We start from the raw sequence: 24,045 nt of genomic DNA, 5'->3' as shown, positions 1-24,045 counted from the left end.
CTTAGACGTCCTCCATATCAAATGCGTGTAGTTTCTTGAATGCGATCATAGAGATTGAGATGACAATGATAGAGATAATCAAGGTAACAGCAGCCGCCATTGAGTATTGAGGAGATGTACCTGTTGTCAAACGGTAGATCCATGAGATCAAGATATCAGTTGAACCAGCTCCCCCTCCGACACTACCAGGACCTCCACCATTGAAGAGGTACATGATAGAGAAGTTGTTAAAGTTGAAGGTGTATTGGCTAATCAAAGTAGGTGCAGCAACAGCCAAGATCATTGGGAAAGTGATGTTGCGGAATTTTTGCCAAGCATTAGCACCGTCAATATAAGCTGCTTCGTAAAGGTCGTTAGGAATAGATTGCAAGATACCCAAGGTCAAAACGTAGATATATGGGAATCCAAGCCAACCTTGCATCATAATCAAGGCAATCTTAGTCCAAGTTGGGTCTGTTTTCCAAGGAATAAGAGCACCATCAAGGAAAGGAAGGAATTTAGCCAAGATTGGCAATACTTGAGTGTTGATAGCACCAACACTATCGTTAAACATGTTTGAGAATGTCAGGATAGTGATGAAGGCTGGGACAGCCCAAGGAAGAAGGAAAATAACACCGAAGATACGTTTTCCTTTGATAAATGGTTGGTTAGCAATGATAGCTGTGAAGATACCAATGACGATCTGTAAAGTTGAGGCAGATAAAGCCCAGATGATAGTCCAAGAAAGGACGGCACCAAAGGCAGAACGGAAGGTACTCAAGCTCCAAATGTTTGTAAAGTTGGTCAAACCAACCCAGTCCAACAATTTGTTTGGTGGCAAGTGTTGGAAGTCGTAGTTGGTAAAGGCGATCATCAAGGTTACGATAACTGGGAAGATAATCGCAAAAGTCATGGCAATGTAAGATGGAATGATTAAGAGGTAAGGGAAGCCATTTTCATAGATTCCTTTGACCATTTCTTTAAAGGTAAGTGCTACTGGTATGCCATTGTTAATGTGTTTGGCAGTTGTATGTGCATCTTTGATATTTGCGAAATAAAAGAGTACATAAACAACTACAAAGATTAAATGGAAGGCACCACGAATCAGCATGAAGAGAGAATTATCACGACCTGGCTTGTCACCAAGAGTGATGAGGTTGCTCAATTCAGGGGCTGCAAGTGCTAGGAAATAAAGGACAAATACGATGGTTACACCAAGGAAGATAAAACCTTTGGCCTTTTGTTTATTGTAAATCTGTCCTAACCCAGGAATGATAGACAGCAGGGCTGCTTTACTAGGTTGTTGCTTTTCCATAATAACTCCTTTCATAGGATACTGGTTTCTAATCAAAACCTAAACTATATATGTTTTTTATTGATAAATTCAAAGGGGGATTTGAATTCCACCCCCCTTGAACAAATTTTTTATTCACCAAATTTTTGTTTGATTGTTTCTTTGATCAATGTTACAGCATCGTTTGCAGCTGTTTTAGCATCTTTCTTACCACTTACAGCTTCAAACAACATTGTTTTAGCTGGGTCCCAAACAGCTGACATTTGAGAGATATTTGGCATTGGTTGAGCGTTCTTGAACTGTTTGATAACAGCTGTTGTCAACTCATCGTTTTTACCTTCAGCGTATGAACGAGCTTCAGTGTTAGCTGGGATTTCGTTAGTTGTATCGTAGAAGGCTTTTTGTTCTTCAGTTGAAACAAGGAAGTCTACAAATTTTTGAGCAGCTTCAAGGTTCTTAGTGCTTGATGGGATGATCCAAGCTTTACCACCACCGAATGCAGCATATTCTTTTCCGTTTGGAAGAGTTGGGATAGTTGCAACACCGTAGTTTACTTTAGCGTCTTTGAAGGCTTTAGCTTTCCAAGGTCCGTCAATGATAGCAGCTGTTTTACCTTCTTGGAATTGAGTTTGGATTAGGTTTCCAGCTCCTTCAGTATCTTGCATACCTTTAGGCCATTTTTCATACCAAGATTTAGCATAGTTGATACCTGCGATAGAACCGTCGTTTGCAAGACCGATGTCTTTAGGATTTTTACCGTTATCGCCAAATACATAAGCTCCGTTACCAGCAAGAAGTCCGTATGCATAGTAGAAGTTTGTCCAGTCAGCTAGGAATGCAGAAGTTTTTCCATCTTCTCCAGCGAATGCGTATTTGCTATCTTTAGCAAGGTTTTCCAAGTCAGCAAATGTTTTTGGAGCTTCTTTTACCAAGTCTTTGTTGTAGTACATAACAAGTGACTCGATAACGGCAGGAGCACCGTAAACTTTACCGTCAGCAGCTGTTACAAGAGATTTAGTTTTATCATCTGTTTTAGCGCCGTCGCTCAATTTAACTTCTGAAAGTTGGCCGTCAGTACCAAGGCTACCTACACGGTCGTATGGTGCCATCATAACGTCAGCAGCTTTACCAGATTGGTTATCTAGAGAAAGGTTGTCAAGACCACCCATTTGGTCTCCGGTTTTGATAGTCACTTTTACGCCAGCTTCTTTTTCGTAAGCTTTTGCAGCTGATTCAGCAAATGCTTTATATTGATCTTCAACGTAAAGAGTGATTTCTTTCGCTTCAGATGAACCAGCATCAGCAGCTTTTTCAGCAGGTTTGCTTCCGCAAGCTACCAAAAGCAAGCTAGCAAGTGTAGCAGTTCCAAGCACAGCAGCGCTCTTCATGAATTTAGATGACATAGTGTATTCCTCCTAAAGAATAACAAATTTTATAATGAGGAAACGCAAACGTTTTCCTTTATGGGATTAGTATAGCACAATCGGAAAGCGGTTGCAAGTGTTTTTTGTAAAAATTTTAAAAAAACTTCACGAAAAGGGTAAGCGTTTTATTTGTTTATAATAGTAGAAAATCTAAAAATCGCTTTTATTTTGTTTTTTTAAAAAAAGTTGAGAAAACGATTGCCTAATTTACAAATGGAAAGCAGAGAGGATTCTCACTTTATTTTTGCTTAATAAGATAAGTGAAAGCCTTATTCCTATTTTGTTTGCTTCCTGAAAGAATATATATACGAGTAAGAAGAAAAAATTTTTAAAAAATAATCAAAAAAGTTATTTAAAACCGCTTGCATTTATCAAGAAAATAAGCTATACTAGTAATAGCGCAAACGTTTGCGTTCATAAAAATGTAATATCTAACTATAAACACATGAGGTGCTTATTATGAAAAAACGTCAAAGTGGTGTGTTGATGCACATTTCTTCTCTTCCAGGAGCATACGGAATCGGATCATTTGGTAAAAGTGCTTATGACTTCGTTGATTTCTTGGTTCGCACAAAACAACGTTACTGGCAAATCCTTCCACTAGGAACAACTAGTTACGGAGACTCTCCTTACCAATCTTTCTCAGCCTTCGCAGGGAACACTCATTTTATCGATTTAGATATCTTGGTGGAACAAGGCTTGTTGCAAGCAAGTGACCTTGAAGGGGTTGACTTTGGTAGTGATGCGTCTGAAGTTGATTATGCGAAAATCTACTATGCACGTCGTCCTCTTTTAGAAAAAGCGGTAAAACGTTTCTTGGAAGTAGGAGATGTTAAAGATTTTGAGAAATTTGCTCAAGACAACCAATCATGGCTTGAACTCTTTGCAGAGTATATGGCTATCAAAGAGCATTTTGATAATCTTGCTTGGACTGAATGGCCAGATGCAGATGCTCGTGCTCGTAAAGCTTCAGCACTTGAAAGCTACCGTGAACAATTGGCAGACAAGTTGGTTTACCACCGTGTGACTCAATACTTCTTCTTCCAACAATGGTTGAAATTGAAAGCTTACGCTAACGACAACTACATCGAAATCGTTGGGGACATGCCAATCTACGTAGCGGAAGATTCAAGCGATATGTGGGCAAATCCACATCTCTTCAAGACAGATGTCAACGGTAAGGCGACTTGCATTGCAGGATGCCCACCAGATGAATTTTCTGCAACTGGTCAGCTTTGGGGTAACCCAATCTATGACTGGGAAGCAATGGACAAAGACGGCTACAAATGGTGGATTGAGCGCTTGCGTGAAAGCTTCAAAATCTACGACATCGTTCGTATCGACCACTTCCGTGGTTTCGAATCTTACTGGGAAATCCCTGCTGGTTCTGATACAGCAGCACCTGGTGAATGGGTCAAAGGTCCTGGCTACAAGCTTTTTGCAGCCGTTAAGGAAGAGCTTGGTGAGCTAAACATCATCGCTGAAGACCTTGGTTTCATGACAGACGAAGTTATCGAATTGCGTGAACGTACTGGCTTCCCAGGAATGAAGATTCTTCAATTTGCCTTCAACCCAGAAGACGAAAGCATCGATAGCCCACACTTGGCACCTGCTAACTCAGTTATGTACACAGGAACACACGATAACAATACGGTCCTTGGTTGGTACCGTAACGAGATCGATGATGCGACTCGTGAATACATGGCTCGCTACACTAACCGTAAAGAATACGAAACAGTGCCACATGCTATGCTTCGTACAGTCTTTTCATCAGTTAGCTTCATGGCAATTGCAACTATGCAAGATTTGCTAGAATTGGATGAGGCAGCTCGTATGAACTTCCCATCTACCCTTGGTGGAAACTGGTCTTGGCGTATGACTGAAGATCAATTGACACCAGCTGTCGAGGAAGGCTTGCTTGACTTGACAACAATTTATCGCCGAATCAATGAAAATTTGGTAGAATTAAAGAAATAATACAATATCAGGAGACACCTTAAACATGTTATCACTACAAGAATTTGTACAAAATCGTTACAATAAAACCATTGCAGAATGTAGCAATGAAGAGCTTTACCTGGCTCTTCTTAACTACAGCAAGCTTGCAAGTAGCAAAAAACCAGTTAACACTGGTAAGAAAAAAGTTTACTACATCTCAGCTGAGTTCTTGATTGGTAAACTTTTGTCAAACAACTTGATCAACCTTGGTCTTTACGATGATGTCAAAAAAGAACTCGCAGCTGCAGGTAAAGACTTGATCGAAGTTGAAGAAGTTGAATTGGAACCATCTCTTGGTAATGGTGGTTTGGGACGTTTGGCTGCCTGCTTTATCGACTCAATTGCTACTCTTGGTTTGAACGGTGACGGTGTTGGTCTTAACTACCACTACGGTCTTTTCCAACAAGTTCTTAAAAATAACCAACAAGAAACAATTCCAAACGCATGGTTGACAGAGCAAAACTGGTTGGTTCGCTCAAGCCGTAGCTACCAAGTGCCATTTGCTCACTTCACATTGACATCAACTCTTTACGATATCGATGTACCTGGTTACAAGACAGAAACTAAGAACCGCTTGCGTTTGTTTGACTTGGATTCAGTTGATTCTTCAATCATTAAAGATGGTATCAACTTTGATAAGACAGACATTGCTCGCAACTTGACTCTTTTCCTTTACCCAGATGATAGTGACCGCCAAGGTGAATTGCTCCGTATCTTCCAACAATACTTCATGGTTTCAAACGGTGCGCAATTGATCATCGATGAAGCAATCGAAAAAGGAAGCAACTTGCATGACCTTGCTGACTACGCAGTTGTCCAAATCAACGACACTCACCCATCAATGGTTATCCCTGAATTGATCCGTCTTTTGACTGCTCGTGGTATCGAACTTGACGAAGCAATCTCAATCGTTCGTAGCATGACTGCCTACACTAACCACACAATCCTTGCTGAAGCCCTTGAAAAATGGCCTCTTGAATTCTTGCAAGAAGTGGTTCCTCACTTGGTACCAATCATCGAAGAATTGGACCGTCGCGTGAAAGCAGAATACAAAGATCCAGCTGTTCAAATTATCGATGAGAGCGGACGTGTTCACATGGCTCACATGGATATCCACTACGGATACAGTGTTAACGGGGTAGCAGCACTCCACACTGAAATCTTGAAGAACTCTGAGTTGAAAGCCTTCTACGACCTTTACCCAGAAAAATTCAACAACAAAACAAACGGTATCACTTTCCGTCGTTGGCTCATGCATGCTAACCCAAGCTTGTCTCACTACTTGGATGAGATTCTTGGAGAAGGTTGGCACCATGAAGCAGATGAGCTTGAAAAACTCTTGTCTTACGAAGACAAAGCAGCTGTCAAAGAAAAATTGGAAAGCATCAAGGCTCACAACAAACGTAAATTGGCTCGTCACTTGAAAGAACACCAAGGTGTGGAAATCAATCCAAACTCTATCTTTGATATCCAAATCAAACGTCTTCACGAGTACAAACGTCAACAAATGAACGCTTTGTATGTTATCCACAAATACCTTGACATCAAAGCTGGTAACATCCCTGCTCGTCCAATCACAATCTTCTTTGGTGGTAAAGCAGCTCCAGCCTACACAATCGCTCAAGACATCATCCACTTGATCCTTTGCATGTCAGAAGTTATTGCTAACGATCCAGCAGTAGCTCCACACTTGCAAGTTGTTATGGTTGAAAACTACAACGTTACTGCAGCAAGCTTCCTTATCCCAGCATGTGATATCTCAGAGCAAATCTCACTTGCTTCTAAAGAAGCTTCAGGTACTGGTAACATGAAATTCATGTTGAACGGAGCTTTGACTCTTGGTACTATGGATGGTGCTAACGTGGAAATCGCTGAGTTGGTTGGTGACGAAAACATCTACATCTTTGGTGAAGATTCAGAAACTGTTATCGACCTTTACGCAAAAGCAGCATACAAATCAAGCGAATTCTACGCTCGTGAAGCTATCAAACCATTGGTTGACTTCATCGTTAGCGATGCAGTTCTTGCAGCTGGAAACAAAGAGCGCTTGGAACGTCTTTACAATGAATTGATCAATAAAGACTGGTTCATGACTCTTCTTGACTTGGAAGACTACATCAAAGTCAAAGAGCAAATGTTGGCTGACTACGAAGACCGTGACGCATGGTTGGATAAAGTTATCGTTAACATTTCTAAAGCAGGATTCTTCTCATCTGACCGTACAATCGCTCAGTACAACGAAGATATCTGGCACTTGAACTAAGCTATAAGATTTATACTAATACACTTTCCTTAAAAGCGAATTTCGATTGAAATTCGCTTTTTTTGAATGCTGTGGATTTGAGTCAATCTTGTCTTAAATAGAGAGAAATCATAGACACATTGAACGTTTAAAAAGTTGGTTTTACTGTCTTTCAACCTCATGCTTCTTCGTAGTTGATTACCTCATATTTCTTGTATTCGCTTACACAAAGTATTATAATATAATTGTAGGAAAGAAGGTGTTTTTATGATATATACACTTAAATTGGTGTTGTTTATTACCTTTCTTGTAATAAGCTTGTTACCTGATAAGATTTTTGGAAAAAATAAAAAAATTTGGAAAATGGTTCTTGCAATATTGATGGCGGCGACAGCATTGTCATTTATGTACTAAGTTATTTTAAGAATGTAGGGTTTATTTCCCTACATTCTTTTTAGTTTTTTCTGTTTTCTAGATTCTATTTATCCAAGCGCTTCAAAAACTAACTTTTTTAAAAGCTTAGTGTTTTAATAAGCTTTGTAGGAAACCCTGTTTAAAACAATAAACCAGCGCTTAAAATGCTGGTTTTTACTGTCTTTCAGCCTTATATTTCTTCGTAGATGATTACCTCATATCTCTTGTATTCGCTTACACAAAGTATTATAATATGATTATAGGAAAGAAGGTGTTCTTATGTGGAAAAAATATTTTTCAAAATATAAATGGACGGATTTATTTTGGATTCTATTTGTTATTTTAACATGCCTCTTGGCGGGTAATAGTAATCTTTACCCCCTTACTCATCAAGAAATCTCTTATCATGGGTGCTTATCGGGAATTACACTTGCCTTATTTCACTTGCTATTTATTGATAAGTTTTTTATTTCGAATCGAAAATAAATGGAGAAGCTAAAAGCTTTAAATGTTTTAGACTTTTGGGATAGATAGTTTAAAAATTGAAATTTAAAACCGCAGATCTTCTTGAAATGCGGTTTTTTGTGTCAATTATAGTACTTTCCCAACCAGAATCTCAGCCTCAATAGTAATCTCTGTCAGTTGGCTCCAGTCAATCTTAGTCTGGTCGATGTGAAAGAGTAGGGGTGTCATGCTGAGTAGGGCTTGGAGCTGTTCTGCTGTGATAGGCCTGGTTAGTGAGGCAGTTTGGTTAGATAGGATGGTAAAGTGTTCTTGGAAATGATTTTTGATATCTTGGTTGGAATAGTCCTTGTTTGTCAGCTGGTCTTGTACCTTCTGACGGATTTCCTTGAGGTGATTTTTAGTTGGAATAACCTTTATCAAGATACCGTCTTTGGATAAAACGCGACGAAATTCTCCATAGTTGGCAGGTGAGAAGATATCAAGCAGGATATCCATACTGGCGTCTTTTATAGGAAGTCGTGCCAAGTCACCAACGAACCAATTGACTGCCCAGTTGGGTTCGCTCTTGGCAGCGATTTGGACGGAATCTTTGGAAATGTCGAAGGCATAGAAGGTTTTGTCAGGATGGCTTTCTTGGAGTTTACGAGAATAGAAACCTTCACCACAACCGATATCTAAAATTGTTTTGGCATTTTTTGAGTTTGAAAGTAAATCAGATACAGCCTCTAGAATAGCTTGATAAAATCCAGCTTCTAGGATTTGCTGGCGATTTTGGAAGTTTTCCTTGTCGTAGTTGGCAGATTGCTTGATTTGAGGTGCCAGATTGACATAGCCGAATTTTGACAGATCAAAAGAATGGTGATTGCTACACTTGAGACTGCTAGCTACTAGAGGTAGCTTTTCTTGACAGATGGGACAGGCAAAGGCAGTAGCAGAAGCAAAACGTTGAAGTTTGGGTTTGAGATTTGTATTCATAGTTTAAGTGTATCAAAAGAGGCAAATGAAAGCAACTTTAGGAATAAGTAGATGGGAGATTCAGTAGAAATAAAACTAATTCTCCAATTTATAGAATAAAATTGCTTTTATATCGAAATTTCTATATAATAATGATAAGGAGGAAATAAGTATGTTAAAAGAAGTATTAACCGTTGCAAAAGTTGCGAAAAAATCATCACTCTTTTTGGGTGGTGTCGCATTTGGTACCTTTGGTTTGAAAATCTTGGCAAGTAAGGAAGCTAAAAAAGGTTATTCTAAAGCTTTGGCTAAGGCTTATAAGTTAAAAGACGAGCTAGATGCATCTGTTTCTGTTGTGAAGCAACATGGAGACGATGTCTTGCAAGATGCCAAATATTTGTACGAGCAAGAGAAAAAAGAAGAGCAATTAGATAGCCTTATAGGGGAATAATATGTCTTTTAAAGTGCTACATAGAGGATACCAACATATCCGACTATCATCTTCTTTTTCACTCACCTTGGATATTCAAGACTATCTTCGTTCCTTGGCGAGAGATGAAAAGGGAATTGAGTCTATCCAGTTTTACATGGATCAACAGCACTTTACTCTACGCATAAAAGAAGGCTTTTCTGTATTAGATAATGCAGAAGCCTTTTTAAAAAGAATTGATAAAGGGAAAGTTTCTGAGTTGATGACTCTTCCCATTCGTAGAGAAGAGAGTGCTTATTCTATTGTTTCAGGTGCAGCGATTAAGCGTATACTTTTTCGTAGTTTTGTGCCGTATCCTATTCGCTATATATGGACTTGTTATCAGGCTTTTGGCTATATTAGAGAAGCCTATCAAACACTAGCGCGTAAGGAACTAACGATGGAGGTCTTGGACTGTTCGGCGATTTTATTGTCCTTGTTTATGAACCAATCCAAGACAGCTAGCAATATCATGTTTATGCTTGATTTGGGGAATCATTTAGATCAGTGGTCCTTGAAAAAAACTGCAACAGATTTAGAACAAAGCCTTCTTGCAAAAGAGAGCGATGTATTCCTAGTACAGGGCGATACGGTCGTTAGTATCAAGAGTTCCGATGTTCAAATAGGAGATGTCTTGGTCCTATCTCAAGGAAATGAAATTCTGTTTGATGGACAAGTAGTTTCAGGTTTAGGTATGGTCAACGAAAGTTCCTTGACGGGGGAGAGTTTTCCAGTTGAAAAAAGAGAGTCTGATTTGGTTTGTGCAAATACAGTATTAGAAACTGGAGAGTTACGCATTCGTGTAACCGATAATCAGATGAACAGCCGGATTTTACAGCTGATTGAGTTGATGAAGAAATCTGAAGAAAACAAGAAAACGAAACAACGCTATTTCATCAAAATGGCGGACAAGGTCGTCAAATATAATTTCTTGGGGGCTGGTCTGACTTACCTATTGACAGGTTCTTTTTCTAAGGCTATTTCTTTCCTATTGGTCGATTTCTCCTGCGCTTTGAAAATCTCTACTCCTGTAGCTTATTTAACAGCTATCAAGGAGGGGTTGAATCGTGAAATGGTGATTAAGGATGGGGATGTTTTGGAGAAATATCTGGAAGTTGATACTTTCTTGTTTGATAAGACGGGAACAATCACAACTAGTTATCCTATAGTTGAAAAGGTGTTACCTTTTGGGGACTATAGTGAGGAAGATATTCTCAAAATCAGTGCCTGTCTTGAGGAACACATTTATCATCCTATTGCTAATGCCATCGTCAAGCAAGCTGAGATAGAGGGAATTGAACATGAGGAAATGCATGGGAAACTCCAATATATCGCAAGCAAGGGGATCAAATCTCATATAGATGGGCAACCAGTTCTTATTGGGAATTATGTTTTGATGCAGGATGAGCAAATTCATATCAGTTCAGAACAAAATGCTTTAATTGAAGAGTACAAGAGTCACTACAATCTCTTATTCTTGGCTTATCAGAATGAATTGATTGGAATGTTCTGCATTCATACTCCTTTGAGAAAAGAAGCCAAAGCAGCCTTGGAGAAACTTAAGGCACAAGGGAAAAAATTGATTCTGGCAACAGGGGACACCCTGGTTAGGACAGAGGAATTAGTCAAAGATTTGCCCTTTGATCAGGTCTATACAGACTTGAAACCTGATGGGAAATTTGAGTTAGTAGAGGAACTGCAGAAAGCAGGTCACACTATTTTGATGGTTGGAGATGGATTGAATGACTCAGCGGCTCTAACCCTATCAGATATTGGTGTGGTGATGAATGAGAGTGCAGATATTTCTAAGCAGATGAGCGATATCTTATTGTTAGATAATCGTTTGGATTTCTTCCAAGATTTGGATTCGCTATCATCATCTTTGCAAACACTCATCAAGAAGAATATTCAAGATACCGTTGTCGTAAATAGTAGTTTGATTGGCTTTGGCTTATTTAATTGGCTCAGTCCTTCAAATCTCTCTATCTTACATAATCTAACAACCTTGCGCATTGTACTGCGTAGCCTGTCTATTAAAAATAGATAGATGAGAGTTATTAACAGCAAAAAGGAGTTACCTTTCTCGAGGTTAACTCCTTTGTTTATAGATAAATGTTGAATAGTTTAGTAAGTCAATACAAAGTATTTTTTCTTACCGCGACGGATAACAGTCAGTTCGTTCTCAAGCTTATCTGCGTCACTTAAGACATAGTCAAGGTCTTGGATGCGGTCACCGTTTACGTAGATAGCTCCATTTTGTACATCTTCACGGGCTTGGCGTTTTGAGTTAACTACACCAGATGAGACGAGCAGTTCCACAATATTGTGGTTTTCGTCTACTTGTACTTGGTAGTTTGGCACACCACGAAGTCCTTGTTTGAGTTCTTTAACAGAAAGGTTTTTGATGTTTCCTGCAAAGAGTTGTTCAGTGATGTTGAGGGCTTCTTTGTAAGCTTCTTCTCCGTGAACAAGAGTCACGACTTCACGAGCGAGAATTTTTTGAGCCAAGCGTTCGTGTGGCGCTGCTTCAAATTGTTTACGGATTTCTTCAATCTCATCAAGTGACAAGAAAGTAAAGATTTTCAAGAAGCGAACAGCGTCTGCGTCCATAACGTTCATCCAGAATTGGTACATTTCATATGGGGAAGTCTTTTCAGGATTGAGCCAGACTGCGTTTCCTTCTGATTTACCAAATTTCTTACCAGTTGCATCGGTAATCAGTGGAACAGTGATTACGTGGCCAGTCTTGTCAGCCTTACGACGAAGTAATTCGGTACCAGCTGTCATATTTCCCCACTGGTCAGAACCACCGATTTGAAGCGTTACGTTGTGGTCTTGGTTAAGGACGAAGAAGTCGTAACCTTGCATGATTTGGTAAGCGAACTCAGTGTAAGAAATTCCTGTTTCGATCCGTTTTTTCACAGACTCCTTGCTCATCATGTAGTTGACAGTGAAGTATTTTCCGATATCACGGAGGAAATCAATGAAGCTGATGCTGCCAAACCAGTCGTAGTTGTTGACCATGACAGCCTTGTTTTCACCATTTTCAAAGTCAAGAAAACGAGAAAGTTGCCCTTGGATAGACTTGACCCAGCCATCTACTGTGTCTTTTGTTTGGAGACTACGTTCAGCATCTTTGAAGGACGGATCTCCGATGAGACCTGTAGCACCGCCAACGAGCGCATAAGGTTTGTGACCTGCTAGTTGCAAGCGACGACTTGTCAAGATTGCGACAAGGTGGCCTAGGTGAAGGCTGTCAGCAGTTGGATCATAGCCAGTATAATAAGAAACTTGACCTTCTTCTAGGGCTTTACGCAAAGCTTCTTCATCAGTCGTTTGAAAAATCAAACCACGCTCTTTTAGCTCATCAAAAATGTGCATGTGTCTTTTCTCCTTTATAAAATATTGTTTCTACCTATTGTATCACAAACTCGGGCAATAGCCTAGTAGAATAAGGAAGAAAGTAGCTATTTTATTGAAAGTTTACCTTTTATGGTATAATAGATAGAGTGAGGAAATCCATGCAAAATCAATTAAATGAATTAAAACGAAAAATGCTGGAATTTTTCCAGCGAGTAAAATCAAAAATAAATCATAGAAAATCAGAGAAAGTCTCAGAAGTGAAGAAGTCGGATGGGACAGGTGGGAAAGTTCTGGCTATCCTAGGTAGCATTTTAGTTGCTATTAAGGGCATTCTGAATATTCTCTTTATTCTAGGCTTTATTGGTGGACTTTTTGGTGCAGGTGTAGCTCTTGGTTATGGAGTTGCTTTGTTTGACAAGGCCAAGGTTCCCCAAGCGGAGGACTTGGTTAAGCAGGTTAAAAATATTTCTTCCATCTCAGAAATTGTTTATGCAGATGGGAGTGTCATTGCTTCTATCGAGAGTGACCTACTGCGAACTTCTGTTTCATCTGGGGAAATATCGGACAATCTCAAAAAGGCTATCGTTGCTACTGAGGATGAACATTTTCTTGAACATAACGGGGTTGTGCCAAAAGCTGTGATTCGGGCGACTTTGGGAACTTTTGCAGGTTTGGGCTCGTCTAGTGGGGGCTCGACCTTGACCCAACAGTTAATCAAGCAACAAGTGGTCGGAGATGCTCCGACTTTGGCTCGTAAGGCTACAGAAATTGTTGATGCCCTTGCCTTGGAACGTAGCATGAGTAAGGATGAAATCTTGACGACTTATCTCAATGTTGCTCCCTTTGGTCGAAATCATAAAGGGCAGAATATTGCAGGTGCCCAGCAAGCTGCTGAAGGGATTTTTGGTATCGATGCCAAAAAGTTGAGTATTCCCCAAGCTGCCTTCCTAGCAGGTTTGCCACAGAGTCCGATTACTTATTCCCCTTATGAAAATACTGGAGAGTTAAAGAGTGATGAAGACTTAGAACTTGGTTTGAAGCGGGCCAAGGATGTTCTCTACAACATGTACCGTACGGGTGCTCTGACTCAGGAAGAATACGACCAGTACAAGGATTATAATCTCAAGCAAGACTTCTTGCCATCAGGAACTGTCAATGTTGTTTCGAGGGATTATCTCTACTTTACAGCTATGGCTGAAGCGACAGACCGTATGTATGATTATTTAGTTCGACAGGATAATGTTTCGAGCCAAGAGTTGAAAAATGAAGCGATTCGAAAGGCTTATCATGAGAGAGCTGAGCAGGAACTAAGTAATGGTGGCTACAAAATTACTACAACGATCAATAAAAAAATCCATGCGGCCATGCAAAATGCAGTTGCTAACTATGGTCATTTGGTAGATGATTCGACTGGGCAGCCTGAAGTAGGGAATGTTTTGATGGACAATAAAACGGGGGCTGTTCTAGGCTTTGTTGGTGGTCGTAATTACCAGACTAACCAAAACAATCACGCCTTTGACACCAAGCGTTCACCAGCCTCTACAACCAAGCCTTTGCTGGCCTACGGAATTGCCATTGACCAAGGTTTGATGGGAAGTGCTAGCATATTGTCAAATTATCCTACAAATTTTGCAAATGGTAGTCCGATTGTGCATGGTAGTAGTAAAGGTACAGATATGGTCAATTTGGGTGATGCTTTAAACTATTCATGGAATATTCCAGCCTATTGGACTTATCGCATGCTTCGTGAAAAAGGTGTCGATGTTAAGAGCTATATGGAAAAAATGGGTTACGAGATTCCAGAGTACGGTATCGAAAGTCTGCCTATGGGTGGTGGGATTGAAGTCACAGTTGCCCAGCATACCAATGGTTATCAAACAATTGCCAATAACGGTGTCTACCATCAAAAACATGTGATTTCTAAGATTGAATCATCTGATGGTAGAGTAATCTATGAGTTCCAAGACAAACCAGTTCAAGTGTATTCGAAGGCAACAGCAACGATTATGCAGAGTTTGCTTCGTGAGGTGATTTCATCTCGGATCACTTCAAGTTTCCAAACGGATTTGGCTTCTATCAATTCAAGCTTAGCTCGTGCAGACTGGATTGGTAAGACTGGTACAACCAATGAAGATGAAAATATGTGGCTCATGCTTTCGACGCCAAGATTGACTCTAGGTGGTTGGCTAGGTCATGATGACAACCGTCCAATGGCTAAGGGGGCTGGGCATTATCGAAATGCCAAATATATGGCCCACTTGGTCAATGCTATCCAACAGGCTGAGCCTGGTGTTTGGGGCAATGAACGCTTTAATCTTGATTCTAGTGTGACTCAATCTCAGGTCCTCAGATCAACAGGGCAGAAGCCTGGCAAAGTATCCGTTAATGGAAGAACAGTGGATCTTTCAGGTTCTACTGTAACGAGCTATTGGGCTACCAAGACGGGAGCTCCTACGACAAGCTATCACTTTGCTATTGGAGGAAGTGAAGCAGATTACCAAAATGCTTGGTCAAGTATTATTGGTAGTTTCTCATCTACACCAAGCTCAAGTAGTAGCTCTAGCAGTACATCAAGTTCATCTTCAACACAATCAAATAGTAGAAGATAGAGCTATAAAATAAAAATCTTAAATAACGGTCTTGAATCTCGTTAAGTGAGAAGCAAGGCCGTTATTGTGCTCTTAAAGACAAACGATATTATAAAAATTGTTAGTAAAATGTCTAATATATATTGCAACTTAGATAATATTGCAGAGATTATTCGTAATTTTAGTATAGAAATTTACTGAAAGTGCAATTGTTTTGGATGTCCTAGTGTTTCAATGATATAGAAGAATATTCTCCATCTATCAGTAATATCATTTTTGTTTAGTCGTTTGATGTTAATCGAAAGTTCTTATGGAGTAGTGAAATTTCTCTTTGTTAAGGATGAAAGCAGACTAGCTTCTGCTTTTTTATCTATATTGCTTTACTGGTAAATAAAATAGTTAAAAAAATCACAAAAACACTTGAAGAAGCAAATGAAAAGGATTACAATTATATTATAAACAGTACAAATAAAAAAAGGAGGAGTGCTTTATGAAAGCCTATACTTATGTTAAACCTGGACTTGCTTCTTTTGTTGACGTTGACAAACCAGTGATTCGCAAGCCAACAGACGCTATTGTGCGTATCGTAAAAACTACTATTTGTGGAACAGACCTCCATATTATCAAAGGGGATGTCCCTGCTTGCCAAAGTGGTACCATTCTTGGTCACGAAGGAATTGGGATTGTTGAAGAAGTTGGAGAAGGAGTTTCGAACTTCAAAAAAGGCGACAAGGTCTTGATTTCTTGTGTTTGTGCCTGTGGTAAATGCTACTACTGTAAAAAAGGAATTTATGCCCACTGTGAAGACGAAGGGGGCTGGATTTTCGGTCACCTGATTGATGGTATGCAGGCTGAGTATTTACGTGTCCCTCATGCAGATAACACTCTTTACCATACTCCAGAAGACTTGTCAGATGAAGCCTTGGTTATGCTATCAGATATTTTGCCTACTGGGTATGAAATTGGTGTCTTGAAAGGGAAAGTAGAACCTGGTTGTAGTGTAGCCATTATTGGTTCAGGTCCAGTTGGATTGGCTGCTCTTTTAACAGCTCAATTCTACTCACCAGCTAAATTGATTATGGTGGACTTAGACGATAACCGCTTGGAAACTGCTGTATCATTTGGTGCGACTCATAAAGTTAATTCTTCAGACCCTGAAAAAGCCATTAAAGAAATTTATGATTTGACAGATGGTCGTGGTGTGGATGTCGCTATCGAAGCTGTTGGTATTCCTGCAACATTTGATTTTTGTCAAAAGATTATCGGTATAGACGGGACAGTTGCCAACTGTGGTGTACATGGTAAACCAGTTGAATTCGATTTGGACAAACTTTGGATTCGCAACATCAATGTAACAACTGGTTTGGTATCTACAAATACTACTCCACAATTGTTGAAAGCACTTGAAAGTCATAAGATTGAACCAGAAAAATTGGTAACTCATTATTTCAAACTCAGTGAAATTGAAAAAGCCTATGAAGTCTTCAGTAAGGCAGCAGACCACCATGCAATCAAGGTCATTATCGAAAACGATATCTCGGAAGCCTAGGTAGTAACAAGATTTTGGAACATAAGCAAATAGAAATTCAGTCATCATAAGATGGCTGGATTTTTTATCTGGAAATTAAGAAATGAGCATATTTCTTTTCTTGTCTGGCGGAATTGGTTATAATATACGGTACAAAGGAATGAATGAATATGTATCGTGTTATAGAAATGTACGGAGATTTTGAACCTTGGTGGTTCTTAGAAGGTTGGGAAGAAGACATTGTAGCAAGTAAGAAATTTGACCAGTATTATGATGCTCTCAAATACTACAAAACTTGCTGGTTTAGATTGGAACAAGAATCCCCTCTTTATAAAAGTAGAAGTGACTTGATGACTATTTTTTGGGATCCAGAAGATCAACGCTGGTGTGATGAATGTGATGAGTATTTACAACAATACCATTCTTTGGCTCTTTTGCAGGATGAGCAGGTTATCCCAGATGAAAAATTACGTCCAGGCTATGAAAAACAAACAGGTAAGGAAAGGCACCGTTCTTGCCGTATGAAATTAAAATAGAGAAAAAGTAACTTTTTGGAGTTGCTTTTTTTATTTTTCCCAATTTTTGCGAATAGTATAGGTGAGGAGGTAAGTATGGTTCAAGAAATTGCACAAGAAATCATTCGTTCGGCTCGGAAAAAAGGGGCACAAGACATTTATTTTGTCCCCAAGTTAGACGCCTATGAGCTTCATATGAGGATAGGAGATGAGCGCTGTAAAATCGGTTCTTATGATTTTGAAAAGTTTGCGGCTGTCATCAGTCACTTTAAGTTTGTGGCGGGTATGAATGTTGGAGAAAAGAGACGTAGTCAACTTGGTTCCTGTGATTATGCCTATGACCAAAAGATGGCGTCTCTACGTCTATCTACTGTAGGCGATTATCGAGGGCAGGAGAGTCTGGTGATCCGCTTGTTGCATGATGAGGAGCAGGACTTGCATTTTTGGTTTCAGGATATTGAAGAATTGGGTAAGCGGTACAGGCAACGTGGTCTCTATCTCTTTGCTGGTCCAGTTGGAAGTGGCAAGACGACCTTGATGCACGAATTGGCCAAGTCTCTCTTTAAAGGACAGCAAGTTATGTCCATAGAAGATCCGGTAGAAATCAAGCAGGACGACATGCTCCAGTTGCAGTTGAATGAGGCGATTGGGCTTACCTATGAAAATCTCATCAAGCTTTCCTTACGTCATCGACCAGATCTCCTGATTATTGGAGAAATTCGGGACAGCGAGACGGCGCGTGCAGTGGTCAGAGCCAGTTTGACAGGTGCGACAGTCTTTTCAACCATTCATGCCAAGAGCATCCGAGGTGTTTATGAGCGCCTGCTAGAGTTGGGTGTGAGTGAGGAAGAGTTGGCAGTTGTTCTGCAAGGAGTCTGCTATCAGAGATTAATCGGGGGAGGAGGAATCGTTGACTTTGCAAACAAAGACTATCAAGAACACCAACCAACTAGCTGGAATGAACAGATTGACCAGCTTCTTAAAGATGGACATATCACAAGTCTTCAGGCTGAAACGGAAAAAATTAGCTACAGCTAAGCAAAAAAATATCATCACCTTATTTAATAATCTCTTTTCCAGCGGTTTTCATCTAGTGGAGACTATCTCCTTTTTAGATAGGAGTGCCTTGTTGGACAAGCAGTGCGTGACCCAGATGCGCACGGGCTTGTCTCAGGGGAAATCATTCTCAGAAATGATGGAAGGTTTGGGATTTTCAAGTGCCATTGTCACTCAGTTATCCCTAGCGGAAGTCCATGGAAATCTCCACCTGAGTTTGGGAAAGATAGAAGAGTATCTAGACAATCTGGCCAAGGTCAAGAAAAAACTAATTGAAGTAGCGACCTATCCTTTGATTTTACTGGGATTTCTTCTTTTAATCATGCTGGGGCTACGGAACTATCTACTACCACAACTGGATAGTAGCAATATTGCCACCCAAATTATCGGCAATCTGCCACAAATCTTTCTAGGAATGGTAGGCCTTGTTTCAGTAGGTGTCCTTTTAGCACTAACTTTTTATAAAAGAAGTTCTAAGATGCGCGTCTTTTCTATCCTAGCACGCCTTCCTTTTCTTGGAATCTTTGTGCAGACCTATTTGACAGCCTATTATGCGCGTGAATGGGGGAATATGATTTCACAGGGAATGGAGCTGACGCAGATTTTTCAGATCATGCAGGAACAGGGTTCTCATCTCTTTAAAGAAATCGGTCAAAATCTAGCTAGATCCTTACAAAATGGTCAGGAATTTTCTCAGACGATAGCGACATATCCATTCTTTAAGAAGGAGTTGAGCTTGATTATTGAATATGGGGAAGTCAAGTCCAAGCTGGGTAGTGAGTTGGAAATCTATGCTGAAAAAACTTGGGAGGCCTTTTTTACCCGAGTCAATCGCACCATGAATTTTGTGCAGCCACTGGTTTTTATCTTTGTGGCACTGATTATCGTTTTACTTTATGCGGCAATGCTCATGCCCATGTATCAAAATATGGAGGTAAATTTTTAAAATGAAAAAAATGATGACATTCTTGAAAAAAGCTAAGGTTAAAGCTTTCACACTTGTGGAGATGTTGGTGGTCTTGCTCATCATCAGTGTGCTTCTATTACTCTTTGTACCTAATCTGACCAAGCAAAAAGAAGCAGTCAACGACAAAGGAAAAGCTGCTGTTGTTAAGGTGGTAGAAAGCCAGGCAGAGCTTTATAGCTTGGATAAAAATGAAGATGCTAGCCTAAGCAAGTTACAAGCAGATGGGCGTATTACTCCTGAACAGGCTAAAGCCTATAATGAATACTATACTAAAAACGGAGGAGCAAATCGTAAAGTCAATGATTAAGGCCTTTACCATGCTGGAAAGTCTATTAGTTTTGGGTCTTGTGAGTATCCTTGCCTTGGGCTTGTCCGACTCTGTCCAGTCCACTTTTGCGGCGGTAGAGGAGCAGATTTTCTTTATGGAGTTTGAAGAACTGTATCGGGAAACCCAAAAACGCAGTGTAGCTAGTCAGCAAAAGACTAGTCTAAACTTAGCTGGGCAAACGATCAGTAATGGCAGTCAAAAGTTGACAGTTCCTAAAGGAATTAAGGTACCATCAGGCCAAAACATTACATTTGACCGAACTGGGGGCAATTCGTCCCTGGCTAAGGTTGAATTTCAGACCAGCAAAGGAGCGATTCGTTATCAATTATATCTAGGAAATGGAAAAATTAAACGCATTAAGGAAACAAAAAATTAGGGCAGTAATTTTACTAGAAGCAGTAGTTGCTCTAGCTATCTTTGCCAGTATTGCTACCCTTCTTTTGGGACAAATTCAAAAGAATAGGCAAGAAGAAGCAAAAATCTTGCAGAAAGAAGAAGTTGTGCGTGTAGCTAAGATGGCACTGCAGACAGGTCAAAATCAGGTAAACGTAAACGGAGTTGAGATTCAGGTATTTTCTAGTGAAAAGGGATTGGAGGTCTACCATGGTTCAGAACAGTTGTTGGCAATCAAAGAGCTATAAGGTCAAGGCTTTTACTTTGTTAGAATCCCTTATTGCTCTTATTGTTATCAGTGGGAGTTTACTTCTCTTTCAAGCCATGAGTCAGCTCCTCATTTCAGAAGTTCGTTATCAGCAGCAAAGCGAGCAAAAGGAGTGGCTCTTGTTTGTGGACCAGCTGGAGGCAGAATTAGACCGTTCGCAATTCGAAAAAGTGGAAGGCAATCGCCTCTATATGAAGCAAGATGGCAAGGATATTGCTATGGGTAAGTCCAAATCAGATGATTTTCGAAAAACTGATGCCAGTGGACGGGGTTATCAGCCCATGGTTTATGGACTCAAATCTGCACAGATTACAGAGGAGAATCAACTGGTTCGCTTTCGTTTTCAATTCCAAAAAGGTTTAGAAAGGGAGTTCATCTATCGTGTGGAAAAAGAAAAAAGTTAAGGCAGGTGTTCTCATCTATGCAGTCACTATGGCAGCCATCTTTAGTCTTTTGTTACAATTTTACTTGAACCGACAAGTCACCCACTATCAAGACTACGCTTTAAATAAAGAAAAGCTGGTCGCTTTTGCCATGGCCAAACGAACGAAAGATAAGGTTGAGCAAGAAAGTGGGGAACAGGCCTTTAATCTGGGTCAGGTGAGCTATCAAAATAAGAAAACAAGCTTGGTGACGACGGTTCATACGCCTAAGAGCCAATATGAGTTCATCTTTCCTTCCGTCAAAATCAAAGAAGAGAAAACAGATAAAAAGGAAAAGGTAGTGACTGATTCAAGTAATCAATCAGAGAATAAAAAATCAGAAGAGAAGGTTGAAAAGAAAGAGAATTCCTAGCCAATCAAGCTACTTTGTGCTAAACTGAAAATATGAAACATGATTTTAACCACAAAGCAGAAACTTTTGATTCACCTAAAAATATCTTCCTTGCAAACTTGGTTTGTCAAGCAGTCGAGAAACAGATTGATTTTCTATCAGACAAAGAAATTTTGGATTTCGGTGGAGGGACGGGTCTGTTAACCTTGCCCCTAGCTAAGCAGGCCAAGTCTGTAATATTGGTGGATATTTCGGAGAAAATGCTGGAGCAAGCTCGTTTGAAAGCGGAGCAGCAAGACATCAAGAATATCCAGTTTTTGGAGCAAGATTTACTGGAAAAACCCTTGGAGAAAGAGTTTGATCTCATTGTTGTTTGTCGTGTTCTTCATCATATGCCTGATTTGGATGCGGCTCTCTCACTGTTTCATCAACATTTGAAGGAAGATGGACAACTCCTACTTGCTGATTTTACCAAGACAGAAGCTAACCATCATGGATTTGAATTGGTTGAACTGGAAAACAGGCTAGCCCAGTTTGGTTTTTCATCTGTGCATAGTCAGACCCTCTATAGCGCTGAAGACCTGTTTCAAGGAAATTACTCAGAACTCTTTTTAACAGTAGCCCAAAAATCACTCGCCTAGTCAGGGAGTGATTTTTCTATAAGGATGGAAAAAAGAAGGGAAATTTGGTAAGATAGGAATATGGATTTTGAAAAAATTGAACAAGCTTATACCTATTTACTAGAGAATGTCCAAGTCATTCAAAGTGATTTGGCGACCAACTTTTATGACGCCCTGGTGGAGCAAAACAGCATTTATCTGGATGGTGAAACTGAGCTAAATCAGGTAAAAGATAACAATCAAGCCCTTAAGCGTTTAGCACTACGCAAAGAAGAATGGCTCAAGACCTACCAGTTTCTCTTGATGAAGGCTGGGCAAACAGAACCCCTACAGGCTAATCACCAGTTTACACCGGATGCTATTGCCTTACTTTTGGTGTTTATTGTGGAAGAGTTGTTTAAAGAGGAGGAAATTACTATCCTCGAAATGGGTTCTGGGATGGGAATTCTAGGCGCTACTTTCTTGACCTCGCTTGATAAAAAGGTGGATTACTTGGGAATGGAAGTGGATGATTTGTTGATTGATTTGGCAGCTAGCATGGCAGATGTAATTGGTTTGCAGGCTGGCTTTGTCCAAGGAGATGCCGTTCGTCCACAAATGCTCAAAGAAAGCGATGTGGTCATCAGCGACTTGCCTGTTGGCTATTATCCTGATGATGCCGTTGCGTCGCGCCATCAAGTTGCTTCTAGTCAAGAACATACTTACGCCCATCACTTGCTCATGGAACAAGGACTTAAGTACCTCAAGTCAGATGGATACGCTATTTTTCTCGCTCCGAGTGATTTGTTGACCAGTCCTCAAAGTGATTTGTTGAAAGGCTGGTTGAAAGAGGAGGCAAGTCTGACTGCCATGATTAGTCTGCCTGAAAATCTCTTTGCTAATGCTAAACAATCCAAGACTATTTTTATCTTACAGAAGAAAAGTGAAATAGCAGTGGAGCCTTTTATTTATCCACTTTCTAGCTTGCAAGATGCAAGTGTTTTAATGAAATTTAAAGAAAATTTTCAAAAATGGACTCAAGGTACTGAAATATAAAATAGATTTTGTTATAATAGATGAAAACGCTTAAAAAGGGGTATCGTGTTATGACAAAAACAATTGCAATCAATGCGGGAAGTTCAAGTTTGAAATGGCAACTTTATCAAATGCCAGAGGAAAAAGTTCTTGCTAAAGGTTTAATTGAACGTATCGGCTTGAAAGATTCAATTTCAACTGTAAAATTTGATGGTCGTTCTGAACAACAAATTTTGGATATTGAAAATCATACACAAGCCGTTAAAATCTTATTGGATGACTTGATTCGTTTCGATATTATCAAGGCTTATGATGAGATTACAGGTGTTGGACACCGTGTTGTTGCAGGTGGAGAATATTTCAAAGAATCAACAGTTGTTGAAGGGGATGTTTTAGAAAAAGTTGAAGAGTTGAGTTTGTTGGCTCCTCTCCACAATCCAGCTAATGCAGCAGGTGTTCGCGCCTTCAAGGAATTGTTGCCAGACATTACCAGTGTAGTTGTTTTTGATACTTCATTCCACACAACTATGCCAGAGAAAGCTTATCGCTACCCTCTACCAACAAAATATTACACAGAAAACAAGGTTCGTAAATATGGTGCCCACGGTACAAGTCACCAGTTTGTAGCAGGAGAAGCTGCAAAACTCTTGGGCCGTCCATTAGAGGACTTGAAATTGATTACTTGCCACATCGGTAATGGTGCTTCTATTACAGCAGTTAATGGCGGTCAATCTGTTGATACTTCAATGGGATTCACTCCACTTGGTGGTGTGATGATGGGAACTCGTACAGGAGATATTGACCCAGCTATCATTCCTTACTTAATGCAATATACAGAGGACTTTAACACGCCTGAAGACATTAGTCACGTTCTTAATCGTGAATCAGGACTAATGGGGGTTTCAGGTAAATCTAGTGATATGCGTGATGTGATTGCTGCTATGGAAGAAGGGGACCACGATGCCACTTTAGCCTATGAAATGTATGTTGACCGTATCCAAAAACATATCGGTCAATACCTTGCAGTCCTAAATGGAGCAGATGCTATTATCTTTACTGCGGGTATCGGTGAAAATGCTGCAAACGTACGTGAAGATGTTATCTCAGGGATTTCTTGGTTTGGCTGTGATGTTGACCCAGAAAAGAACGTCTTTGGTGTGACAGGAGACATTTCAACAGAGGCAGCGAAAATTCGTGTTTTGGTTATTCCAACAGATGAAGAATTGGTCATTGCCCGTGACGTTGAACGCTTGAAAAAATAACTAAAATCAGAAAAAATATTCAGTACAAGGAGTTGGGAAAGAGATTTTTCCAGCTTCTTTTTCTGATGGAAATGTCCAAAACCTTGCTATGATTGGCTTTTTTGAAAAATATGGTATAATAGTAGTAATT

22 protein-coding genes are annotated in these 24,045 nt (G+C 39.9%); 18 read left to right on the top strand and 4 right to left on the bottom strand.

Features of this window, described 5'->3' with window-relative positions; genetic code table 11:
* Position 1: 1 nt before the first annotated feature.
* Together CBI42_RS06120 and CBI42_RS06115 are read right to left on the bottom strand one after the other, a co-directional pair.
* On the bottom strand, positions 2-1,294 hold the full coding sequence (locus tag CBI42_RS06120) for a sugar ABC transporter permease (protein ID WP_031237127.1): 1,293 nt from the start codon (positions 1,292-1,294) through the stop codon (positions 2-4).
* A 110-nt stretch (positions 1,295-1,404) separates the two neighbouring features.
* Positions 1,405-2,676 carry an extracellular solute-binding protein gene (locus CBI42_RS06115; RefSeq protein ID WP_094753524.1) on the bottom strand — a complete coding sequence of 424 codons (1,272 nt, stop codon included), beginning with the start codon at positions 2,674-2,676 and terminating at the stop codon, positions 1,405-1,407.
* Positions 2,677-3,156: 480 nt separating this feature from the next.
* Between CBI42_RS06115 and malQ the strand changes: the two genes are divergently transcribed.
* The 3 genes from malQ to CBI42_RS13245 all read left to right on the top strand — a co-directional run bounded on the left by malQ (position 3,157) and on the right by CBI42_RS13245 (position 7,837).
* On the top strand, positions 3,157-4,674 hold the full coding sequence (malQ, locus tag CBI42_RS06110; RefSeq protein ID WP_045610937.1) for a 4-alpha-glucanotransferase: 1,518 nt from the start codon (positions 3,157-3,159) through the stop codon (positions 4,672-4,674).
* 25 nt (positions 4,675-4,699) lie between these two features.
* The gene (gene glgP, locus CBI42_RS06105) at positions 4,700-6,958 is read left to right on the top strand and encodes a glycogen/starch/alpha-glucan family phosphorylase (protein WP_094753523.1); all 2,259 of its coding nucleotides are present in this window, start codon (positions 4,700-4,702) and stop codon (positions 6,956-6,958) included.
* A 672-nt stretch (positions 6,959-7,630) separates the two neighbouring features.
* Complete coding sequence (locus CBI42_RS13245) at positions 7,631-7,837, top strand: hypothetical protein (protein ID WP_000265676.1); 207 nt, start codon at positions 7,631-7,633, stop codon at positions 7,835-7,837.
* A 105-nt stretch (positions 7,838-7,942) separates the two neighbouring features.
* On the opposite strand, the gene CBI42_RS06095 is transcribed toward CBI42_RS13245, so the two are convergent.
* Complete coding sequence (locus CBI42_RS06095; protein ID WP_094753522.1) at positions 7,943-8,791, bottom strand: methyltransferase domain-containing protein; 849 nt, start codon at positions 8,789-8,791, stop codon at positions 7,943-7,945.
* A 151-nt stretch (positions 8,792-8,942) separates the two neighbouring features.
* On the opposite strand from CBI42_RS06095, the gene CBI42_RS06090 reads away from it, so the two are divergent.
* Together CBI42_RS06090 and CBI42_RS06085 are read left to right on the top strand one after the other, a co-directional pair.
* On the top strand, positions 8,943-9,221 hold the full coding sequence (locus CBI42_RS06090) for a DUF6110 family protein (protein ID WP_094753521.1): 279 nt from the start codon (positions 8,943-8,945) through the stop codon (positions 9,219-9,221).
* A 1-nt stretch (position 9,222) separates the two neighbouring features.
* On the top strand, positions 9,223-11,286 hold the full coding sequence (locus CBI42_RS06085) for a heavy metal translocating P-type ATPase (RefSeq protein ID WP_094753520.1): 2,064 nt from the start codon (positions 9,223-9,225) through the stop codon (positions 11,284-11,286).
* Between the two features lie 77 nt (positions 11,287-11,363).
* On the opposite strand, the gene tyrS is transcribed toward CBI42_RS06085, so the two are convergent.
* A complete protein-coding gene (tyrS, locus tag CBI42_RS06080; protein WP_094753519.1) occupies positions 11,364-12,620 on the bottom strand; it encodes a tyrosine--tRNA ligase in 1,257 nt (418 codons plus the stop codon).
* A gap of 140 nt (positions 12,621-12,760) precedes the next feature.
* Between tyrS and pbp1b the strand changes: the two genes are divergently transcribed.
* The 13 genes from pbp1b to CBI42_RS06015 all read left to right on the top strand — a co-directional run bounded on the left by pbp1b (position 12,761) and on the right by CBI42_RS06015 (position 23,915).
* On the top strand, positions 12,761-15,211 hold the full coding sequence (pbp1b, locus tag CBI42_RS06075) for a penicillin-binding protein PBP1B (RefSeq protein ID WP_094753518.1): 2,451 nt from the start codon (positions 12,761-12,763) through the stop codon (positions 15,209-15,211).
* Between the two features lie 469 nt (positions 15,212-15,680).
* Positions 15,681-16,739, top strand: a complete 1,059-nt coding sequence (locus CBI42_RS06070) for a zinc-dependent alcohol dehydrogenase family protein (protein WP_049510020.1) — start codon at positions 15,681-15,683, stop codon at positions 16,737-16,739.
* A 149-nt stretch (positions 16,740-16,888) separates the two neighbouring features.
* On the top strand, positions 16,889-17,254 hold the full coding sequence (locus tag CBI42_RS06065) for a DUF1033 family protein (RefSeq protein ID WP_000286405.1): 366 nt from the start codon (positions 16,889-16,891) through the stop codon (positions 17,252-17,254).
* Positions 17,255-17,329: 75 nt separating this feature from the next.
* Positions 17,330-18,271, top strand: a complete 942-nt coding sequence (gene comGA, locus CBI42_RS06060) for a competence type IV pilus ATPase ComGA (RefSeq protein ID WP_049492620.1) — start codon at positions 17,330-17,332, stop codon at positions 18,269-18,271.
* The gene (gene comGB / locus CBI42_RS06055) at positions 18,219-19,235 is read left to right on the top strand and encodes a competence type IV pilus assembly protein ComGB (RefSeq protein WP_080975925.1); all 1,017 of its coding nucleotides are present in this window, start codon (positions 18,219-18,221) and stop codon (positions 19,233-19,235) included. Before comGA ends, comGB begins: the two co-directional genes overlap by 53 nt.
* A gap of 1 nt (position 19,236) precedes the next feature.
* A complete protein-coding gene (gene comGC / locus CBI42_RS06050) occupies positions 19,237-19,563 on the top strand; it encodes a competence type IV pilus major pilin ComGC (RefSeq protein WP_045606658.1) in 327 nt (108 codons plus the stop codon).
* Complete coding sequence (gene comGD / locus CBI42_RS06045; RefSeq protein WP_247930602.1) at positions 19,556-19,960, top strand: competence type IV pilus minor pilin ComGD; 405 nt, start codon at positions 19,556-19,558, stop codon at positions 19,958-19,960. The genes comGC and comGD overlap by 8 nt, the downstream gene beginning before the upstream one ends.
* Positions 19,923-20,225, top strand: a complete 303-nt coding sequence (comGE, locus tag CBI42_RS06040) for a competence type IV pilus minor pilin ComGE (RefSeq protein ID WP_094753516.1) — start codon at positions 19,923-19,925, stop codon at positions 20,223-20,225. Before comGD ends, comGE begins: the two co-directional genes overlap by 38 nt.
* Entirely contained in the window at positions 20,188-20,649 is a 462-nt protein-coding gene (comGF, locus tag CBI42_RS06035) for a competence type IV pilus minor pilin ComGF (protein WP_024056739.1), read from the top strand. The genes comGE and comGF overlap by 38 nt, the downstream gene beginning before the upstream one ends.
* On the top strand, positions 20,627-21,040 hold the full coding sequence (gene comGG, locus CBI42_RS06030) for a competence type IV pilus minor pilin ComGG (RefSeq protein ID WP_084925452.1): 414 nt from the start codon (positions 20,627-20,629) through the stop codon (positions 21,038-21,040). Before comGF ends, comGG begins: the two co-directional genes overlap by 23 nt.
* A 32-nt stretch (positions 21,041-21,072) precedes the next feature.
* On the top strand, positions 21,073-21,660 hold the full coding sequence (locus CBI42_RS06025) for a class I SAM-dependent methyltransferase (RefSeq protein WP_179211371.1): 588 nt from the start codon (positions 21,073-21,075) through the stop codon (positions 21,658-21,660).
* 60 nt (positions 21,661-21,720) lie between these two features.
* Positions 21,721-22,674 (top strand): class I SAM-dependent methyltransferase, encoded by a 954-nt coding sequence (locus tag CBI42_RS06020; RefSeq protein WP_024056736.1) that lies wholly within the window; start codon positions 21,721-21,723, stop codon positions 22,672-22,674.
* Positions 22,675-22,724: 50 nt separating this feature from the next.
* A complete protein-coding gene (locus CBI42_RS06015; protein ID WP_084923198.1) occupies positions 22,725-23,915 on the top strand; it encodes an acetate kinase in 1,191 nt (396 codons plus the stop codon).
* Positions 23,916-24,045: the final 130 nt, after the last annotated feature.

The organism is Streptococcus sp. KR (genome assembly GCF_002238115.1).
In the GTDB taxonomy this organism is placed as follows: domain Bacteria; phylum Bacillota; class Bacilli; order Lactobacillales; family Streptococcaceae; genus Streptococcus.
This window is presented reverse-complemented; position numbering and strand designations above follow the sequence as displayed.

What these genes read in the sequence shown, in the direction of transcription:
- CBI42_RS06120 (WP_031237127.1), bottom strand. Translation starts at nt 1,294, where the DNA reads ATGGAAAAGCAACAACCTAGTAAAGCAGCCCTGCTGTCTATCATTCCT.
- CBI42_RS06115 (WP_094753524.1), bottom strand. Translation starts at nt 2,676, where the DNA reads ATGTCATCTAAATTCATGAAGAGCGCTGCTGTGCTTGGAACTGCTACA.
- malQ (WP_045610937.1), top strand. Translation starts at nt 3,157, where the DNA reads ATGAAAAAACGTCAAAGTGGTGTGTTGATGCACATTTCTTCTCTTCCA.
- glgP (WP_094753523.1), top strand. Translation starts at nt 4,700, where the DNA reads ATGTTATCACTACAAGAATTTGTACAAAATCGTTACAATAAAACCATT.
- CBI42_RS13245 (WP_000265676.1), top strand. Translation starts at nt 7,631, where the DNA reads ATGTGGAAAAAATATTTTTCAAAATATAAATGGACGGATTTATTTTGG.
- CBI42_RS06095 (WP_094753522.1), bottom strand. Translation starts at nt 8,791, where the DNA reads ATGAATACAAATCTCAAACCCAAACTTCAACGTTTTGCTTCTGCTACT.
- CBI42_RS06090 (WP_094753521.1), top strand. Translation starts at nt 8,943, where the DNA reads ATGTTAAAAGAAGTATTAACCGTTGCAAAAGTTGCGAAAAAATCATCA.
- CBI42_RS06085 (WP_094753520.1), top strand. Translation starts at nt 9,223, where the DNA reads ATGTCTTTTAAAGTGCTACATAGAGGATACCAACATATCCGACTATCA.
- tyrS (WP_094753519.1), bottom strand. Translation starts at nt 12,620, where the DNA reads ATGCACATTTTTGATGAGCTAAAAGAGCGTGGTTTGATTTTTCAAACG.
- pbp1b (WP_094753518.1), top strand. Translation starts at nt 12,761, where the DNA reads ATGCAAAATCAATTAAATGAATTAAAACGAAAAATGCTGGAATTTTTC.
- CBI42_RS06070 (WP_049510020.1), top strand. Translation starts at nt 15,681, where the DNA reads ATGAAAGCCTATACTTATGTTAAACCTGGACTTGCTTCTTTTGTTGAC.
- CBI42_RS06065 (WP_000286405.1), top strand. Translation starts at nt 16,889, where the DNA reads ATGTATCGTGTTATAGAAATGTACGGAGATTTTGAACCTTGGTGGTTC.
- comGA (WP_049492620.1), top strand. Translation starts at nt 17,330, where the DNA reads ATGGTTCAAGAAATTGCACAAGAAATCATTCGTTCGGCTCGGAAAAAA.
- comGB (WP_080975925.1), top strand. Translation starts at nt 18,219, where the DNA reads ATGGACATATCACAAGTCTTCAGGCTGAAACGGAAAAAATTAGCTACA.
- comGC (WP_045606658.1), top strand. Translation starts at nt 19,237, where the DNA reads ATGAAAAAAATGATGACATTCTTGAAAAAAGCTAAGGTTAAAGCTTTC.
- comGD (WP_247930602.1), top strand. Translation starts at nt 19,556, where the DNA reads ATGATTAAGGCCTTTACCATGCTGGAAAGTCTATTAGTTTTGGGTCTT.
- comGE (WP_094753516.1), top strand. Translation starts at nt 19,923, where the DNA reads ATGGAAAAATTAAACGCATTAAGGAAACAAAAAATTAGGGCAGTAATT.
- comGF (WP_024056739.1), top strand. Translation starts at nt 20,188, where the DNA reads ATGGTTCAGAACAGTTGTTGGCAATCAAAGAGCTATAAGGTCAAGGCT.
- CBI42_RS06025 (WP_179211371.1), top strand. Translation starts at nt 21,073, where the DNA reads ATGAAACATGATTTTAACCACAAAGCAGAAACTTTTGATTCACCTAAA.
- CBI42_RS06020 (WP_024056736.1), top strand. Translation starts at nt 21,721, where the DNA reads ATGGATTTTGAAAAAATTGAACAAGCTTATACCTATTTACTAGAGAAT.
- CBI42_RS06015 (WP_084923198.1), top strand. Translation starts at nt 22,725, where the DNA reads ATGACAAAAACAATTGCAATCAATGCGGGAAGTTCAAGTTTGAAATGG.